Origin of the sequence: Streptomyces olivaceoviridis, assembly GCF_014650115.1 — a bacterium.
Lineage (GTDB): Bacteria > Actinomycetota > Actinomycetes > Streptomycetales > Streptomycetaceae > Streptomyces > Streptomyces olivaceoviridis.
The window spans coordinates 343513-360303 of sequence record NZ_BMUI01000001.1; the positions used below are offsets into that span (position 1 = coordinate 343513).

The window sequence follows — 16791 nt, forward strand, 5'->3', positions numbered from 1 at the left end:
TAGTCTCCATGGTCCCACGCGGAGGGACCGGGGGCCGTTTTGGGCCGTCCGGAGGGCCACTGGTACTGTAGATGGCTGTGCCTCATGCCCTCTCAGCGCGAGGCACGACAGGTAATTTTGGATCACCGGCACGGGACCCCCGCGGCCCCGCGCCTGAACCTGAAAAGGCTCCTTCGTGGCGAACATCAAGTCCCAGATCAAGCGGATCAAGACCAACGAGAAGGCTCGGCTGCGCAACAAGGCCGTCAAGTCCTCCCTGAAGACCGCGATCCGCAAGGCCCGTGAGGCCGCTGCCGCGGGTGACACCGAGAAGGCCACCGAGCTGCAGCGCGCTGCCGCGCGTGCGCTCGACAAGGCCGTCTCGAAGGGCGTCATCCACAAGAACCAGGCCGCCAACAAGAAGTCGGCGCTTGCTTCCAAGGTCGCGTCCATCAAGGGCTGAACCCCTTTCTGATCTGACCGCCGGAGGGACCCAGAGCGGGCCCTCTCTCATCCGCTCCCGTCCGGCACCCCGAGCCTGTTCGCGGCCTGCGTTCGCCACGCGGGAACGGGCTCACCAGCTTGTACCGAGGACCCCGGTCCCCTCGCCCTTCCCCAGGGCTGGGGCCGGGGTTCTCGCTTGCCTGGGAGTTGGCTTCTTGTCGCGGGGGGCGAGTCGACCCTGGGCGTTCGGGTCGTTCGGGTGTTCAGGGCGTTCGGCGCCCGGGGCGTTCAGGGGGCAGCCCAAGGGCTGGCTGCCCCTCCCCGCGCCCCTCTTCTCTTCCCGGGCTCGGTCCCGGCGGTGTCTATCCGCGTCCGCGGGAGCGGGCTGCGCGGGCGATCGTCACGACCGCCTTCTCCAACGCGTACTCGGGATCGTCCCCGCCTCCCTTCACGCCGGCGTCCGCCTCGGCGACCGCCCTGAGCGCCACCGCGACCCCGTCCGGCGTCCAGCCCCGCATCTGCTGCCGTACCCGGTCGATCTTCCACGGCGGCATGCCCAGCTCGCGCGCCAGATCGGCCGGCCGGCCGCCCCGGGCCGAGGACAGCTTCCCGATCGCCCGCACGCCCTGCGCCAGCGCACTGGTGATCACCACCGGCGCCACGCCCGTCGCCAGCGACCATCTGAGCGCCTCCAGCGCCTCCGCCGTCCGGCCCTCCACGGCCCGGTCGGCGACCGTGAAGCTGGACGCCTCGGCACGCCCGGTGTAGTACCGCCTGACGACCGCCTCGTCGATCGTCCCTTCCACGTCGGCGACCAACTGCGAGACCGCCGAGGCCAGCTCCCGCAGATCGCTCCCGATGGCGTCGCAGAGCGTCTGGCACGCCTCGGGCGTGGCCGACCGTCCGGACGAACGGAACTCCCCCCGCACGAAGGTCAGCCGGTCCGCAGGCTTGGTCATCTTCGGGCAGGCCACCTCCCGCGCCCCCGCCTTGCGCGCGGCGTCCAGCAGCCCTTTGCCCTTGGCGCCGCCGGCGTGCAGCAGCACCAGTGTGATCTCCTCGGCGGGCGAACCGAGGTACGCCTTCACGTCCTTGACCGTGTCGGCGGACAGGTCCTGCGCGTTGCGTACGACCACGACCTTGCGCTCGGCGAAGAGCGACGGGCTGGTCAGCTCGGCGAGTGTGCCGGGCTGCAGCTGGTCCGGGGTCAGGTCACGTACGTCCGTGTCGGCGTCGGCGGCCTTGGCGGCGGCCACCACCTCCTGCACGGCACGGTCGAGCAGGAGGTCCTCCTGGCCCACGGCGAGGGTCACCGGGGCGAGAGGGTCGTCATTCGCAGTCTTCCTGGCCATCGCTTACAGCATCCCACGCGGCACTGACACCGAAGCGCTCCCGGCACCCTGACCGGTCCCGGAGCCGACCCTGAGTGCGGCTCGGGGACCGGCCCCGACGCGAGCGCCGCGCCGGGCTCGGGGTCACGGCTCCTCGCGCCAGCCGTCCCACTCCCCCGCGAACGCGTCCAGCTCGGCGGGGTCGAGCCGCTCGCTCTCGTCCCGCAGCACCACCAGCCACTGGGCGTCCTCGGCGTCGTCCTCGCCGGCCAGGGCGTCCCGGACCAGCCGGGGCTCCTCGTCGATCCCGAACCGCTCCCCGAGCGCCTCGGCCGCCTCCTCGGCGGCGTCGCGATCGGGCAGCACCAGCACATGTCTCACATCACTCACGGGGCCATTCTCCGGCACCGGGGGTGAGGCGAAGGAGCAGGTCAGTCCCGGGGAGCGAGACGTACGACGAGGCTTCGGCAGCACGTTCCACGCCTCGGCCCCTCGGCACGTTCCGAACGCCAGCCCTTCGGGCCGCTCCGCATGTCAGCCCTTCGGCACGTTCCGAACGCCAGTCCTTCGGCCCGCTCCATAGGTCAGCCCTTCGGACCGCCCCGCACCTCGGCTCCTCGGCCCGCCGCACCTCGGCTCCTCGGCCCGGTCCGCATGTCAGCCACACGGCCAGCTCCGCACCTCAGCCCTTCGGGACGATCTGCACGTCGAGGTCGACCCGGATGCTCGGTCCGACCACCGCGATGCCCCTGGCCAGCATGGACTGCCAGCTGACCGTGAAGTCGTCCCGGTGCAGCTCGGTGGTGGCCCGGCAGGCGGCCCGCACCTCGCCCTCCATGCCGTTGCCGAGCCCGAGGTACGCGGTGTCGAGCGTGACCGTGCGGGTCACACCGTGCAGCGACAGCGCCCCCGTGACCGCCCACCGGCTGCCGCCCTTGTGCACGAACCGGTCACCGTAGAACTCCAGCGTGGGGAACCGCCGCACGTCCAGGAAGTCCCCCGATCGCAGATGGTCGTCGCGCATCCGGACCCCCGTGTCGATGGACGCCGCGTCGATCACGACGTGCATCGCCGACCGCTCCACCCGCTCGGCGATCCGCACCACCCCGGCGAACGAGTTGAACCGCCCGTGGATCCGGGCCAGCCCGATATGCCGGGCGGTGAAGCCGATCGAGGAGTGCACGGGCTCGATCTCCCAGTCACCCGGCGCCGGCGGCTCCGGCGGATGGGCCACCTGCAAGGTCACATCGCCCAGCGAGGCGAGGGAGTTCTCGCCGACCAGCGCGATGGCCCGGTACGGCGCGTAGCCCTCCGCCGACACCGCCAGCCGGTACTCCCCCGCCGGCACCGTGGCCAGGAACGAACCGTAGGGGTCCGTACCACCGGTCACCACCCTGCGGCCCATGGGATCGCTGACCGCCAACTCGGCCCCTCCGACCGGCTCGTTGACCGGGTCGACCACCCGGCAGCTGAGCACTCCGGCGTCCGGCGGTGTCCGGACCGCCGCCAGGGGACTCGTCCGTTGCATCCGGTTCGTCCGGTTACCCAGCCAGCGGCCGAACATCTACGACACCCCTGTACGCCTCGACATCATCTGTTGCCGAAGATCCATTCGATCACTGATGCGGCTTTCGAGGCAACACGGCCCACATCACGGGAATGCAGCATATGCGCCGGAACTGAGCGGAATCAGCCCTTCAGGCCGAAGTCGCGCGCCGTCGGCACACAGCTCAACTCGATGCCGAAGCGCTCCCGGTAGACCGTCAGCACCTCCTCGTCCGTCTCCAGCTCCCGCGTCTCCTGCGTGCCGTCCACGGTGGTCGTCCTCAGCCTGCGCCCGCTGAGCGTGATCCTCCCTCCGTCCTCCGTGAGCCGGGAACAGACCAGCGACCGGGTGAAGTGCGACCGCGGCGACGTGCTGTGCCACCAGGCGCCGGCCACGAAGTCCCCGAGCGCCCTGGGGCGGGTCTCCAGCCGGTACTGCGGCTTGCCGTCCCGCACGACGTCCAGGTCTCCGGTGCCCGGCGCGGCCCCACCACGCACCCCGGCCGGGTCCGGCCCCGCCTCCACCACCCGGAACCCGCCACCGGGGTCGTCCTGCTCCCCGCGTTCCGCGTAGGCGAGCGGACCGTGGCTGTGCGCCCCGAACCCGACGTCGGCGAGCCAGGTGTCCCCGTCCGCCGTCCGCACCCGCAGCGCCAGGTGGTCGTACGGGATCCCGAGCCGCCCCTCGTCGCCGTACACGCGTCCCGCGAGCAGTTCGACCTCGTAACCGAGGGAGGTGAGCAACGTCCCGAACGCGCCGTTCAGTTCGTAGCAGAAGCCGCCCCGCCGGGCCTCCGTCACCTTGTCCAGCAGCCGCTTCTCCTCCAGGGTGATCTCCTGTCCGAGGTGGACCGACAGGTTCTCGAAGGGAACGGTCCGCAGATGGCGCAGGTGCAACTCGCGCAGCGCCTCGCTGGTGGGCCGCGGTGGGCGCGCGAGGCCGAGCCGGCGGAGATAGGCGTCGATCTGTACCGAGGTCATGGGCCCAGTCTGCTCCAGCCTTCCCCGCCCTCACCGGGCCGGCCACCTCCCCCTTCTCCCCCTTCTGTCTCTTCTCCCGGGGCCAGCCCCTTCTCGTGCTCGCCGGCCGTCCCCGGTCGTCTCCGTTCTCTCCCGGCGTCTCTCTTCCTCGTCAGTCCTCTCTCGCCACCCCCATCCGTCCGCCCCTCCCTCCGGTCCCGGTGACGGCGAGCGCCCCGTCCCGGTCGGTGCGCAGGACCACCGCGCCGCCGGCCCGCAGCGCGGCCGTGGTCGCCGGGGCCGGGTGACCATAGGGGTTGCCGGCACCGGCGGATACCAGCGCCACCCGGGGTGCCGCGAGGCGCAACAGCTCCGGCTCCTGATAGGCCGAGCCGTGATGGGCCACCTTCAGGACGTCCACTCCGGCCAGGTCCGCCGCCGCCGGGGACCGCACCAGCGCCTGCTGTGCCGGGGGTTCGAGATCCCCGAGCAACAGCAGCCGCAGCCCGCCCGTGCGCACGAGCAGTGCGACGCTGGCGTCGTTCGGACCCTCCGGCTCCCACCCGGCACCCGCGCCCTGCCCTACCGGGGGCACGCGCGGACTCCGTGACGGCGATGGCGGCGGTTGCGGTGGCGGTGGCCACAGCACCCGCCAGGTGAGCGGTCCGGTGCGCCGTTCCTCTCCCGCGACGGCGGTCGTGACCGGGATGTGCCGCTCGGCCGCCTCTCTTCGGACGAACTCCGCCTGATCCGCGGGTTCCGCGAACGCCGTGGTCTCGATCGCGGCCACCGCGCGGCCCCGCAGGACGCCGGGCAGGCCCGCCACATGGTCGGCGTGGAAGTGGGTGAGGACGAGGAGGGGAACACGAGTGACGCCCAGCCGTCGCAGGCAGTCGTCGACCAGCGCCGGATCGGGTCCGGCGTCCACCACCACGCCGGCACCCTCGCCCGCCGCCAGCACGGTCGCGTCGCCCTGCCCGACATCGCACATCGCGAACCGCCAGCCCGGTGGCGGCCAGCCCGTGATCACCCGGGTCAGCGGCGCCGGCCGCGTGACCAGCAGCACGAGCAGCACCGCGAGCAGCCCGCACCACGCCGGGTGCCGCAGCAGTCTCCGGCCGGCCAGGACGACGGCCACGGTGACCACCGCCAGCGCCAGTGCGCCCCGCCAGCTCCCGGGCCAGTCCACTCCCGCGCCCGGCAGCGCCGCCCCGGTCCGGGCGACGCCGGCGATCCACCGCGCCGGCCAACTCGCGCACCAGGCCGACAGCTTGGCCACCGGCATCGCCACCGGCGCCGCCGCGAGGGCCGCGAACCCCAGGACGGTCGCCGGTGCCACCGCCACCTCGGCCAGCAGGTTGCACGGCACCGCCACCAGGCTCACCCGGGCCGACAGCACCGCCACGACGGGCGCGCACACGGCCTGCGCTGCGGCGGCGGCCGCCAGTGCCTCGGCGAGCCGCGGGGGCACGCCGCGCCGCCGCAACGCCTCGCTCCAGCCCGGCGCCAGCACCAGCAGCGCACCGGTGGCCAGCACGGACAGCAGGAAGCCGTAACTGCGGGCCAGCCACGGGTCGTACAGCACCAGCAGCAGGACGGCCGTGGCCAATGCCGGCACCAGTGATCTACGGCGGCCGGTGGCCAGGGCGAGCAGCGCGACCGCGCCGCAGGCGGCGGCTCGCAGCACGCTGGGGTCGGGCCGGCACACGACCACGAAGCCCAGTGTCAGCGCCCCCGCGAGCAGGGCCGTCGCCCGCAGGGAGAGCCCCAGGCGTGGCGCCAGGCCGCGACGCTCGGCCCGCTGGGCCAGGCCGGGCGGGCCGATGAGCAACGCGAGCAGGACGGTGAGGTTGCTGCCGGAGACGGCGAGCGTGTGCGCCAGGTCCGTCTCCTCGAAGGCGTGGTCCAGCTCGGGCGTGATCCGCGAGGTGTCCCCGACGACCAGTCCCGGCAGCAGCGCCCGCGCGTCTCCCGGCAGGTCTTCTGTGGCGTCCCGCAGGCCGGCTCGGAGCCGACCCGCCCAACGCTGCGCCCTGCTCGGCCCGGCCACGGTCCGCGGCTCCGGACGGCCGCGCACCCGCAGCACGGCCGCGATCCGGTCACCGTCCATCAGTGCAGGCGCCAGCCGCCCGGCCACCCGCAGCCGCGTGGACGGCAGCAGCCCGAGCCAGGCGGCCCGCCCGGCCGGCACACTCCGTCCGGCGCGGTCCGGTGGCGGCCCGGAACTCCGGCCTCCCGCGGCACTCTCCTCCGGTGCCGGGACATCCGGGTCGACGATCAACAGCACGGGCGTCCGCGTCCGCGCACGTCTTCCGTCGGCCTCCTCGACGCCGCGCACCTCGGCCCGTGCCAGCACCGCCGCGGGTGCGGCGTGATCACCGCGCACGTGTGGCCTGCTCAGCCAGGGATCGCCGCTCACCTCGACCTCGGCGGTCACGGTCGCGTACCGCCGGGCCAGCTCCGGCACCGGCCCACGACGCACGTCGGCCCCGTGCAGCCCGGCGGAGGCGGCTGCCGCGGCGACACAGAGCAACACCGCGGCGACGGCGGCACGCGCCCATCCGAACCGAGCACGCACCCACCGGACCCGCTCCGCCCATCGGACCCGGTCCGCCCAGCGAGCCCTAGCCCTTTCCGCCCAACGGCCCTGCCCCGTCACCGTCGTCCCCGTCACCGCCGTCCCCGTCGACACCGTCCGCCGAGCAGCGACCGCGTCATCGGCCGGCGGATCCGTCTCAGCCCGTCCGGCCCCGCCCGCCCCTCCCGGCCGCCGCACCGACAGCAGGAGCGCCCCGCCGACCATGCCGACGGCGGCGGTCACCGCGGCCCAGGCCCCCGGCGCGTCCACGGTCAGGGCCGCCGTGGCCCAGGCCGCGAGTGCGGGCGGTACCAGGCGCAGGTCCATGGGACCGCTCCGGTCGGTACGCGCGGCGCCATCCCGCTCGGGCTCGGAGCGCGGGCCGGTCCCGTCGAGCACGCGGCTCATGGCCGTACCAGATCGCGCAGATCGGTGAATCGGCGGTCGCCGATGCCGTTGACCTCGCGCAGTTCGTCCACCGAGCGGAAACCGCCGTGCTGGGTGCGGTAGTCGACGATGTGCCGGGCCAGTACCGGGCCGACCCCGGGCAGGGTGTCGAGCTGGTCCACCGTGGCCGTGTTCAGGGAGACCGGCGCCGGCGGGCCCGTGCCGGTGGAGCCGGTGAGCGACCCTCCTGCCGGGGCGGGCGGAGCGGCGGCACCGGCGGGGGTGCCGACGACGACCTGTTCGCCGTCGACCAGGAAACGGGCGCGGTTCAGTCCTTCCGTGCTCACGCCCGGCCGGACCCCGCCCGCCGCCCGCAGCGCGTCGGCCACCCGGGCGCCGGCCGGCAACCGCCGGATCCCGGGCTTCCGGACCTTGCCGCTGACGTCCACGACGATCTCCGGGCCCGGTGTCGCCGACGTGCCCGCGGCCGGTCCGGCGGTCGCTCCCCCACCCTTCTTGGTGAAGGGCGCCTGGGCACGCACCACCTGAGGGGCGCTCACCTGCTGGGGCCGGCCTGCCCAGAAGTGCTGCACGGCGAACACAGCGGCGGCCACGAGCACCACGGCGAGCGCCACGGCTCCCCGCCGCTCCACTCCGTACCGGGTCTGGAGCCACACCGGCATCCGCTCGCGCAGCGCCAGCCCGGCACGCTCCCGCCGACCCGGCGCGGCCCCGGACTCCTCCGACACCGGCTCCGATTCCGACACCGGCTCTGATTCCGGCTCCGATTCCGGCTCCGGCTCCGGCTCCGGCAACCGCACCCCACCGCCCGGTTCACGCGCGGCGACAGTCGCCGCCCGCGTCCGCATGCCGCCCGACACCGACGTGGTCGCGGTCACCGTCCGCCTGGAGCCCGGACGCGGACTCAGGGCGGGTGCCAGGCCCGTCACCGTTGCCGTCGGTGTGTCCCCGGAGCTGTCCCGGACCGGCGGCGCGTTCCCCGACTCCCGCCACTGCGCGGCCCGTTGCCCGAAGAGGAGTTCCGCTCGGCGGCGCAGTTCCTCCGCCGGTGCGGACGGGCGACGGCGGGCATGGCGGCGGCCGGTGGAGCGGCGCTGCCGGACGCGGCCGTCGGAGGCGGGGGCACGGCCGGGGCCGCTGGTCGCGGTAGCTGTGCGTGAGCGAGATCGAAGTGCCATGCGACGAGGATGGGGCATTCCGCCCGACCGCGACGATCTTGGTGAATTCCCGTGGACGACCGCCCGGTTGTGGACAACTCCGCCACTCACACGGGTGAAGCCGGACGGCCCTCGGCCTCACCGGGAACAGGCCGTACCCGGGACCACCGTTGTCAGCGGGGCGAGACGACCGCGCCCAGCAGTCCGGGCCCGGTGTGCGCTCCGATCACCGCTCCGACCTCGCTGACATGCAGGTCGGCCAGGCCCGGGAGGCGCGCGCGCAACCGGTCGGCGAGGGCGGCGGCGCGGTCGGGGGCGGCGAGATGGTGGACGGCGATGTCGACCTCGGCGCTGCCCGCCCGCTCGGCGGCCAGTTCCTCCAAGCGCGCGATCGCCCTGGACGCCGTACGGACCTTTTCGAGCAGGTCGATGCGGCCGGCGTCCAGCTGGAGCAGGGGTTTGACCGCGAGCGCGGAGCCCAGCAATGCCTGCGCGGCACCGATACGGCCGCCGCGGCGCAGATAGTCGAGGGTGTCGACGTAGAAGAAGGCGGAGGTGCCGTCGGCGCGCTTCTCGGCGGCCGTGACGGCTTCGTCCACCGTGCCGCCCGCTTCCGCGGTCCGGGCCGCGGCGAGCGCGCAGAAGCCGAGCGCCATCGCGACCATTCCGGTGTCCACCACCCGCACGGGCACCGGTGCCTCGCGCGCCGCGAGGACCGCCGCGTCGTAGGTGCCGGACAGTTCGGCGGACAGGTGCAGGGAGACGATGCCGCACGCGCCGGACTCGGCGACCTTGCGGTAGGTCTCCGCGAACACCTGGGGGCTGGGGCGGGAGGTGGTGACGGGGCGTCGCTTCTGAAGTGCCTGGGCCAGGGAGCGGGTCGAGATCTCGGTGCCCTCTTCCAGGGCCTGGTCGCCGAGGACCACGGTCAGCGGGACCGCGGTGATGCCGTGACGCTCCATCGTCCGGGGCGGCAGGTAGGCCGTGGAATCGGTGACGATCGCGACATGGCGGGACATGAGCTGGAGGTTACCTGGCGTAGTGCTCCCTCGGCAGCCCGACCCCTGTCCAGCGGTCCGGGTGCGGCTCGCTCAGGTGGTGCTCTCGGGGCGGGGCTTCTTCTGCCATGGTGCGGTGGGGCGCCATGACGGCGGGGCGATCGCCTCGGGGGCGGGCTCCTCGGCGGCGGGGGCCCCGGCCGCCTTCGGCCAGGTCTGTTCGGTGGCCGGGCCGTCGGCGGTGGCGGGTGCGTCGGGCCACGGCGGGGGCGCCTGGCCGGGCTCGGCCCGCGTCCAGTGGCGCAGGGCGTCCGCTTCGATGTCGATCTGTGCGCTGAGGGTGCCCAGGTCGTCGTCGGCGAAGCGGCGGGCCCGGTCGCGGACGGCCCAGCGCAGGGAGTCCGCGGACTTGGTGATCCGCTCGGTGCGGCTGCGCAGTTCGGGCAGGCGCGCGGTGAGCGTGGCCCGGTCCGGCTCGGACTCCAGACGCTTGAGGTCGGCGTCCAGCTCGTGTCCGTGTGCGCTGAGCCGTTCGAAGAGGCCGAGGGACTCCTTCAGCGACTCGTCCTCCGCCACGCCCGCGTGCAGCGCGTCCTGGGTGGCGCGCATGGACGTGCGCAGCGCGAGCCGCAGCTGGGCGATCTCGCCGGCGGGTCCGATCTGCGCGAAGGACTTCGCGCGCAGGGTGTGGTCCTCGACGGTGCGGCGGGCCTGCGCGATGGTCCGGTCCACGCCGCGCTTGGCGGCGCCGACCGCCTTGACCGTGGCGTACGCGCCCAGGGCGACGAACAGCAGGAAGAGCAGGGCGAACACGGTCAGCACGACTTCCATGACGCTCCTCCTCCGGCCGGCACGGCACAAGCCGCTGTGCTCTCCACGGTAAACGCAACGGGCAGGCCCGGAGTTCCGCGAGAACCCCGAACCTGCCCGTAGGGGACTACCCCGAGCCGGTGAGAATCCTCCGGTTGTTACGCGGGGACGATGTTGACCAGCTTCGGCGCCCGCACGATCACCTTGCGGATGCCCGCGCCGTCCAGCGCCGCGACGACCTTCTCGTCGGCCAGCGCCACCTTCTCCAGCTCCTCCTCGGAGATGGTGGGCGGCACCTCCAGCCGGGCCTTGACCTTGCCCTTGATCTGCACCACACAGGTCACGGTCTCGTCCACGACGTAGGCCGGGTCGGCGACCGGGAAGTCCTGGTGGACGACCGAGTCGGTGTGGCCCAGCTTGCGCCACAGCTCCTCGGCGATGTGCGGGGCCAGCGGGGCGACCATCAGCACCAGCGGCTCGGCCACGGACCGCGGCACGGCGGCGCCGGCCTTGGTCAGGTGGTTGTTCAGCTCGGTGACCTTGGCGATGGCGGTGTTGAAGCGCAGGCCCTCCAGGTCCTGGCGCACACCGTCGATCGCCTTGTGCAGGGCGCGCAGGGTCTCCTCGTCGGCCTCGGCGTCGGTGACGGTGACCTCGCCGGTGTTCTCGTCGACGATGTTGCGCCACAGCCGCTGCAACAGCCGGAACTGGCCGACCACCGCGCGCGTGTCCCACGGGCGGGAGACGTCCAGCGGGCCCATGGCCATCTCGTACAGGCGCAGCGTGTCGGCGCCGTACTCGGCGGCGATCTCGTCCGGAGTCACCGCGTTCTTCAGGGACTTGCCCATCTTGCCCAGCAGCCGGCTGACCTTCTGGCCCTGGTAGTAGTAGGCGCCGTCGCGCTCCTCCACCTCGGCGGCCGGCACCGCGATGCCACGGCTGTCGCGGTAGACGTAGGCCTGGATCATGCCCTGGTTGAACAGCTTGTGGAACGGCTCCGCGGAGGAGACGTGCCCCAGGTCGTACAGCACCTTGGACCAGAAGCGCGCGTACAGCAGGTGCAGCACGGCGTGCTCGGCACCGCCGACGTACAGGTCGACGCCGCCGTGCGGCCGGCCCTCGCGCGGACCCATCCAGTACCGCTCGATCTCCGGGTCGACCAGCTTCTGGTCGTTGTGCGGGTCCAGGTAGCGGAATTCGTACCAGCAGGAACCGGCCCAGTTGGGCATGGTGTTGGTCTCGCGGCGGTACTTCTTGGGGCCGTCGCCCAGGTCCAGCGTGACGTTGACCCATTCCTCGTTGCGCGACAGCGGCGTCTCGGGCTTGGTGTCGGCGTCGTCCGGGTCGAAGGTGCGCGGGCTGTAGTCCTCGATCTCGGGCAGCTCCAGCGGCAGCATCGACTCGGGCAGCGCGTGGGCGATGCCGTCCTCGTCGTAGACGATCGGGAAGGGCTCGCCCCAGTAGCGCTGGCGGCTGAACAGCCAGTCGCGCAGCCGGAAGTTGACGGTGCCCTCGCCGATGCCCTCGCCCTCCAGCCATTCGGTGATGCGCGCCTTGGCCTCGACCACGCCCAGGCCGTTCAGCCGTACGTCGTCGCTGTCGGAGTTGACGATCTTCGCGTCGTAGGAGACGAAGGCGTCGTCCCAGGTGGCCGGGTCGGTGCCGCGGCCGTCGGTCGGCTCGACCACGCAGCGGATCGGCAGCTCGAAGGCGCGCGCGAAGGCGAAGTCGCGGCTGTCGTGCGCGGGGACGGCCATGATCGCGCCGGTGCCGTAGCCCATCAGGACGTAGTCGGCGATGAAGACCGGGACCTGCTCGCCGTTGACCGGGTTGGTCGCGAACGCGCCGGTGAAGACGCCGGTCTTGTCCTTGGCCTCGGCCTGCCGCTCGACGTCGGACTTCGAGGCGGCCTGCGCGCGGTAGGCGGCGACGGCCTCGGCCGGGGTGGCGTGGCCGCCGGTCCACACCTCGTGCGTGCCCTCGGGCCACGCCTCGGGGGTGAACTTCTCGACCAGCGGGTGCTCGGGGGCCAGCACCATGTAGGTCGCGCCGAACAGGGTGTCCGGTCGGGTGGTGAAGACCGTGATGCGCTCGCCGTCGATCGGGAAGTCGACGCGGGCGCCCTCGCTGCGGCCGATCCAGTTGCGCTGTTGCAGCTTGATGGCCTCGGGCCAGTCCAGCTCCTCCAGGTCCTCCAGCAGCCGGTCGGCGTAGGCGGTGATGCGCATGTTCCACTGGCGCAGCTTGGCCTTGAAGACCGGGAAGTTGCCGCGCTCGGAGCGGCCGTCGGCGGTGACCTCCTCGTTGGCCAGCACGGTGCCCAGGCCCGGGCACCAGTTCACCGGCGCGTCGGAGGCGTAGGCCAGGCGGTACTCGCCCAGGATGTCGGCGCGCTCGGTGGCGGTCAGCTCGTTCCACGCGCGCGTGGAGCCCGGAACCGCCCGCTCACCGGACTCGAACTGGGCGATCAGCTCGGAGATCGGGCGGGCCTTGCGCGCCTTCTCGTCGTACCAGGAGTTGAAGATCCGCAGGAAGATCCACTGGGTCCACTTGTAGTAGTCCGGGTCGATCGTGGCGAACGACCGGCGCTTGTCGTGGCCCAGGCCCAGCCGGCGCAGCTGGGACTTCATGTTGTTGATGGCGGCCTCGGTGGTGATCCGCGGGTGCTCGCCCGTCGCGACGGCGTGCTGCTCGGCGGGCAGGCCGAAGGCGTCGAAGCCCAGGGTGTGCAGGACGTTGTGACCGGTCATGCGCTGGAACCGGGCGTAGACGTCGGTGGCGATGTAGCCCAGCGGGTGGCCGACGTGCAGGCCCGCACCGGAGGGGTAGGGGAACATGTCCATGATGAACTTCTTGGGCTTGGCGACCAGCTCCGGGTCGCCCGCCAGGTCACCCGTGGGGTTCGCCGCCGCGTAGGTGCCGTCGGCGTCCCAGAAGTCCTGCCAGCGTGCCTCGATCTCGGCAGCCATGGCGGCCGTGTAGCGGTGCGGCGCGGCCTCCGCCGACGCGGCGGTGGCAGCGGGGTTCGTCTCGCTCATGATCCTCAAAGCTCCATCGATCGTCTCTGCCTGCGGCTGTGACATCCAAAGAAACGAAAAAGCCCCTCGCACAGGAGGGGACGCCGCGCCGATGCCGACCTCACGGGTGACCGGGGTCGGTACTGATCAGCGCGGCCCGCTAAGCAGAAGGCGTACGGCACGCATGGCGTTAGGGTACCGCAGCCCTTGAGCAAGCTGCGAGGCGCTTCCGTATCCATGGTGGACATGTCACGAAGCCCGCCGGAACCCGAACGAAGCTCAATGATTACTTCGCGTCACGTCCCCTACGGGACACCTTCCCCAGTCGCATGGTCCTTTGATAACAGCGCAATAACTCAAACCCCGTACTGATCGGTATGGCGCCACTTAGAGTGCGGCAGCGGGACCGCTTTCCCGAAACTGCTCGGAGTTGCCCCCATGAACCCTCGTCGTAGTACCAGCTCGCTCCCCAAACCGGGCCGCTCGGCCTATGGGGTGGCGTCCGCTGTCGTCCTGCTGCTCATACCCGTGGTCGTGCTGGTCGGAGGCAGCCAGTTCCGCGAGTTCCTGGACTTCGGCGCGGGCGTGCTGTCCCTCGTCTCGCTGAGCTGCTCGGTGATCTGGGGCCTGTTCGCCCAGGACCGGATCTTCCTCAACACGCGGCAGCGGATCATCGGCCAGGCGGTGCACCGGACGACCGCGGTCGCCTCGATCGCGTTCCTGTTGCTGCACATCACCACGAAGATCGCGCTCGGCCACACGAAGCTGATCGCCGCGATCATTCCGTTCTCGCTCGGCGTCACCGGAATCGCCGGCCTGATCGGACTGGGCTCGCTCGCGGGCCTGCTGATGATCTTCGTGGGCATCACCGGCGCCCTGCGCAGCAATTTCGCCACCCCGGCCCCGGTCGCCGCCCGCTGGCGGGCCATGCACATGCTGGCCTACCCGGCCTGGTGCGCGGCGCTGGTCCACGGCCTCTACGCGGGTCGCTCGGCCAAGCCGGTCTTCGTGATCCTCTACAGCCTGTCCCTGCTCGGTGTCATGGGCGCCCTCGCGCTGCGCGCCGCGCCGCGCCCGGTCAAGCGGAAGGTCGCCGACCGGCTGGTGGCCCTGTTCGGCAGCTCGGAGCGGCCCGGACTCGACGAGCTGGACGCGAGCCGCTCGCGGGTGGCCGAGTCGGTGCTGCCCGGCTTCGACAGCCGGCGCGATCCGCGCACGGCGACCGCCGAGACGGTGGCATCCCCGCTCTACCAGACCCCGGCCGCCCGCGCCGCCGAGCCCGACGCCGGCTTCGCGGCGGCCTACCGCGCGGTCTCCACGCCGGGCCGCCCCCCGCAGCCCTACATGGCCGACCGGACCGCCCGCATGGACGTGCCGATGGATCTGCGGCCCACGGAGGCCGTCCCGCGCGTGGACGGCCCCTCCAGCACCTCGGGCAGCTGGCCGATCCCGTCCCCGCCACCGGTCGGCGAGGCTCCGCCGTCCGCGTACGACCCGCTCCAGGACACCGGATACACCATCCCGGTCCACGGCAATCCGGGCGCACCCGGATACGGCGGAAGTGACGTGTACGACACCGGTGAGACAAACGGCCTCTACGGCACGTACAACCCGACTGACACGTTCAACAGCGGTCCCGCCACCGAAACGCTGCCCGGCTCCTCCTACGAGACACCGGGCTCGGGCGAACCTTGGAACATGCCTTCCGGAGGCTTTAAGTGAACGAGGCCCTGCCCGACGTCCCCGAAGTCCGCGTGGTCGGGCTTCCCCAGCTCACGTCGGGTTTCGACCTTGTGGAGCGGCTCGATCTGCCCATGCACCTGAAGGTGCACGGGCCGCTCGACCCGCTGGGCGGCGAGCAGCTCGCCCAGCTCGCCGAAAGCATCAACCTCAAGGGCCGCGGCGGCGCCGGCTTCCCCTTCCACAGGAAGCTGCGCTCGGTCGCCGAGTCGGCGATCAAGCGCGGGGTGCGGCCGGTCGTCGTGGTCAACGGCAGCGAGGACGAACCGGCCTGCCGCAAGGACACGGTGCTGATCAACCGCGCCCCGCACCTCATCCTCGACGGCGCGCTGCTGTGCGCCGAGGCGCTCGGCGCCCGCACGCTCGTCATCGGCGTCACCCGGGAGTCCACGCAGCGCTCCATGGAGGCCGCGCTCGCCGAACGCGGGCTGAGCAACAGCCGTAGATCGGCGCTGCGCGCGTGGGTGCAGCGCAATCCGGTGCGCATGGTCACCGGCGCCGCCGCCGCGCTGATCCGCTCCGTCGACGGCGGCCCGGCGATCCCGCCCGGCCGCAAGATCAGCGCCTCGCAGAGCGGCGTGGGCGGCGCGCCCACGCTGCTGTCGAACGCGGAGACGTTCGCGCAGCTGGCCATCGCCGCCCGCATCGGCCCGGAGCGCTACGGCAACACCGGTCTGTACGACGAACCGGGCACCGTGATGCTGACGGTGTCCGGCGCGGTCGCCCGTCCCATGGTGATCGAGGTCCCCACGGGCGTGCCGCTGCGCTACGTGCTGCAACTGGCCGGCGCCCCGCCGGTGCCGCAGGGCGTGCTGACCGGCGGCTACCACGGCAAGTGGATCGACGCGGCGACCGTCGACGAGGCGATCGTCTCCCGCAACTCGCTGGACGCCGTGGGCGGTTCGCTGGGCGCGGGCGCGATCCTGCCGATCAGCCAGGAGACGTGCCCGCTGGGCGAGTCGCTGCGGGTCGCGCAGTGGCTGGCCGAGGAGAGCGCGGGCCAGTGCGGGCCCTGCTACCTGGGGCTGCCCGCCGCCGCGCGCGGGATGGAGGACATCCTGAACGGCGGCGGACCGGCCGCCCTGGAGGCGCTGAAGCAGGTCGCGAAGAACGTGAAGCGGCGCGGGGCGTGTTCGCACCCGGACGGCTCGGCGATGTTCCTGGAGTCGACCATCAAGGCGTTCACCGACGACCTGGCCGCGCACGTCCTCGGGAACGGCTGCGGGCGGCCCGTGGAGGGCGTCCTGCCGCTCTTCGAGGGGGGCAGGGCCCCCACGGGCGTGCCGGGCGGCGCAGAGCCCGCGGAGAACGGCGCCAGCCGCCAGAAGATCTACGTCGACTGGACGCTCTGCCGGGGTCACGGGCTGTGCGCGGACATCCTCCCGGAGGTGTTCGAGCTCGGCGCCGACGGCTTCCCGACGGTGGCCCAGGCGCAGGTGCCGCGCTACGCGGAGGCCAAGGCGCTGCGCGCGGTGCGCCGCTGCCCGGCGCTGGCCCTGCGCATCGAGGAGGACACGCGCGGGCAGGCGCCGTCGCGCAACCTGCCGGTCCTCTCCCAGGGTCGCGGCCGGCGCGCGCTCGGCCGCTGAGCACACGCGAGGGGGGCGGGTCGCCCGCACCAGGCGGCCCGCCCCCCTCGCTCGGCCACACCCTGCCGCAACACGCCGAAGGCGGACCACCCGTCGGGATGGTCCGCCTTCGACTTCTGTGGAGCTAAGGAGAATTGAACTCCTGACCTCCTGCATGCCATGCAGGCGCTCTACCAACTGAGCTATAGCCCCTTGTTCTGTTGTTTCGCCCGGTTCCCCCGGCGACGACGTAAAC

12 protein-coding genes and 1 tRNA gene are annotated in these 16791 nt (G+C 72.6%); 3 read left to right on the forward strand and 10 right to left on the reverse strand.

Going from position 1 to position 16791, the window contains the following annotated elements; all coding sequences use genetic code 11:
- The first annotated feature begins 175 nt into the window (after nucleotides 1-175).
- Nucleotides 176-442, forward strand: coding sequence for a 30S ribosomal protein S20 (gene rpsT, locus IE273_RS01570; protein ID WP_189813295.1), 267 nt, complete (start codon nucleotides 176-178; stop codon nucleotides 440-442).
- Nucleotides 443-785: 343 nt separating this feature from the next.
- On the opposite strand, the gene holA is transcribed toward rpsT, so the two are convergent.
- The 9 genes from holA to leuS all read right to left on the reverse strand — a co-directional run bounded on the left by holA (nucleotide 786) and on the right by leuS (nucleotide 13248).
- On the reverse strand, nucleotides 786-1775 hold the full coding sequence (holA, locus tag IE273_RS01575; RefSeq protein WP_189813296.1) for a DNA polymerase III subunit delta: 990 nt from the start codon (nucleotides 1773-1775) through the stop codon (nucleotides 786-788).
- Nucleotides 1776-1898: 123 nt separating this feature from the next.
- A complete protein-coding gene (locus IE273_RS01580) occupies nucleotides 1899-2144 on the reverse strand; it encodes a hypothetical protein (RefSeq protein WP_189813297.1) in 246 nt (81 codons plus the stop codon).
- A 292-nt stretch (nucleotides 2145-2436) separates the two neighbouring features.
- The gene (locus tag IE273_RS01585) at nucleotides 2437-3318 is read right to left on the reverse strand and encodes a YceI family protein (protein WP_189813298.1); all 882 of its coding nucleotides are present in this window, start codon (nucleotides 3316-3318) and stop codon (nucleotides 2437-2439) included.
- Nucleotides 3319-3443: 125 nt separating this feature from the next.
- Nucleotides 3444-4280: an arylamine N-acetyltransferase family protein gene (locus tag IE273_RS01590; protein ID WP_189813299.1), complete on the reverse strand. Its 837-nt coding sequence runs from the start codon at nucleotides 4278-4280 to the stop codon at nucleotides 3444-3446.
- Nucleotides 4281-4431: 151 nt separating this feature from the next.
- Nucleotides 4432-7245: a ComEC/Rec2 family competence protein gene (locus IE273_RS01595; RefSeq protein WP_229887036.1), complete on the reverse strand. Its 2814-nt coding sequence runs from the start codon at nucleotides 7243-7245 to the stop codon at nucleotides 4432-4434.
- The gene (locus IE273_RS01600) at nucleotides 7242-8423 is read right to left on the reverse strand and encodes a ComEA family DNA-binding protein (RefSeq protein ID WP_189813300.1); all 1182 of its coding nucleotides are present in this window, start codon (nucleotides 8421-8423) and stop codon (nucleotides 7242-7244) included. Before IE273_RS01600 ends, IE273_RS01595 begins: the two co-directional genes overlap by 4 nt.
- A 152-nt stretch (nucleotides 8424-8575) precedes the next feature.
- The gene (locus IE273_RS01605; RefSeq protein WP_189813301.1) at nucleotides 8576-9421 is read right to left on the reverse strand and encodes a DegV family protein; all 846 of its coding nucleotides are present in this window, start codon (nucleotides 9419-9421) and stop codon (nucleotides 8576-8578) included.
- 72 nt (nucleotides 9422-9493) lie between these two features.
- A complete protein-coding gene (locus tag IE273_RS01610; RefSeq protein WP_189813302.1) occupies nucleotides 9494-10231 on the reverse strand; it encodes a hypothetical protein in 738 nt (245 codons plus the stop codon).
- 137 nt (nucleotides 10232-10368) lie between these two features.
- Complete coding sequence (gene leuS / locus IE273_RS01615) at nucleotides 10369-13248, reverse strand: leucine--tRNA ligase (protein WP_189813303.1); 2880 nt, start codon at nucleotides 13246-13248, stop codon at nucleotides 10369-10371.
- Between the two features lie 417 nt (nucleotides 13249-13665).
- Between leuS and IE273_RS01620 the strand changes: the two genes are divergently transcribed.
- Together IE273_RS01620 and IE273_RS01625 are read left to right on the forward strand one after the other, a co-directional pair.
- Nucleotides 13666-14949, forward strand: coding sequence for a ferric reductase-like transmembrane domain-containing protein (locus tag IE273_RS01620; RefSeq protein WP_189813304.1), 1284 nt, complete (start codon nucleotides 13666-13668; stop codon nucleotides 14947-14949).
- Entirely contained in the window at nucleotides 14946-16556 is a 1611-nt protein-coding gene (locus IE273_RS01625; protein ID WP_189813305.1) for an NADH-quinone oxidoreductase subunit NuoF family protein, read from the forward strand. Before IE273_RS01620 ends, IE273_RS01625 begins: the two co-directional genes overlap by 4 nt.
- Before the next feature lie 119 nt (nucleotides 16557-16675).
- Here the strand turns inward: IE273_RS01625 and IE273_RS01630 are convergent.
- A tRNA-Ala gene (locus tag IE273_RS01630) sits at nucleotides 16676-16748 on the reverse strand.
- Nucleotides 16749-16791: the final 43 nt, after the last annotated feature.